Raw genomic sequence first — 1,096 nt, 5'->3', positions numbered from 1 at the left:
GGGTAAGCGGGGCATATCCGTTGGCGGTGCCATTTTGTTGTGCAGTTGCACGGTGAGTTGCAATCTACCATAATTCCTTTTGCCCAAGAAGGTCGTATAGATTGCACGATGAAGAAGACTCCGATTACCGAGCTCGATATTGATAGTCTTGATGAAGCCACGCTGATGGAATTGAACCGGCACATCGTTGAGCGATTGCAGTTTCTCCATCAACAAAAGACAGCCGCTGTGCTGCAGGAGATTAAGATCGGCAGTGGCGTGATGTTTGAAGGGCCAGATGGTACGATGGTTCGAGGCTTTGTTATTCGTCGCAATCGCAAGACGGTGACGGTGCACACGGATGACGACAAACAGTGGAATGTTTCACCGTCATTACTGAGCTTGACGGGTGGTCATATTATGGATGAAGCACCAACAAGAGCAGGTCGGGTGGTGCCATTCTCAAAGCCTGACAGTCGGAAGTAAGTGGGATCAGGCTTTGGCGATAATGAGGCCTGCAAGCTCCGGAATGGCTGTTTGTTGACTGGATATACCAAGCCGGTCGCCGAGATAATGCCAGAAGGAAAGCCGAAGCTTTTTGCAGGTCTTCATAAGGCCCAGCATGGTATCGCGGGCAATGCGTCCATCGTTGCTCATGGTGCCACCCGAGATTTTGCGTTTGGTGACGCAACTGCGCAGATCGTTCTCGGAGGCGTTGGTGTGCAACGGAATTTCCGGGCGTTCGAGAACCTTGAGCAGTTCTTCCTTGCGGCGTAGCAGGCGTGCCAACAGCTTGTCCAGCTCCATACAACCCGTCCGGATAGAGAAGATGCGGTCAAACCGTTGCCGGAAAGCGCTGATTGATCCTGGTGAGGGGCTCTTCTGCCTGAATGCCTTGAGCGCCTTGTAGAAGCTCCAAATGAGATCGCGTATATTTTCCACCCACCGGACGTGCTGTGGCGTCGCCGGCATCAGCTTTTGCAGCAGTCGCTCCGCATGCACCCAGCACAGCGCATGATTGCCAACCCGGAACTGGCCGGCATCGTCGGAGATAATGACGGCATTGCCCAGCAGGCCGTGGTGGCGAACAGAACCCCAGATGCCCGCTTCCGCGACG

At 54.2% G+C, this 1,096-nt stretch carries 2 protein-coding genes; one reads left to right on the top strand and one right to left on the bottom strand.

Going from position 1 to position 1,096, the window contains the following annotated elements; all coding sequences use genetic code 11:
• Positions 1-108 precede the first annotated feature (108 nt).
• Entirely contained in the window at positions 109-465 is a 357-nt protein-coding gene (locus KWJ32_RS28100; protein ID WP_011982512.1) for a hypothetical protein, read from the top strand.
• A 6-nt stretch (positions 466-471) separates the two neighbouring features.
• Here KWJ32_RS28100 and KWJ32_RS28095 read toward each other — a convergent pair.
• Positions 472-1,096 (bottom strand): transposase (locus KWJ32_RS28095; protein ID WP_256886626.1); only part of this gene is annotated, 625 nt, incomplete at its 5' end.

This window comes from Ochrobactrum sp. BTU2, from assembly GCF_024539785.1.
Classification (GTDB): domain Bacteria; phylum Pseudomonadota; class Alphaproteobacteria; order Rhizobiales; family Rhizobiaceae; genus Brucella; species Brucella anthropi.
The sequence above is the reverse complement of the archived record's forward strand: the minus strand, read 5'-3'. Positions and strand labels throughout refer to the sequence as shown.

Bases quoted from the DNA above. Each gene is read 5' to 3' on its own strand.
- KWJ32_RS28100 (WP_011982512.1), top strand. From the start codon at position 109: ATGAAGAAGACTCCGATTACCGAGCTCGATATTGATAGTCTTGATGAA.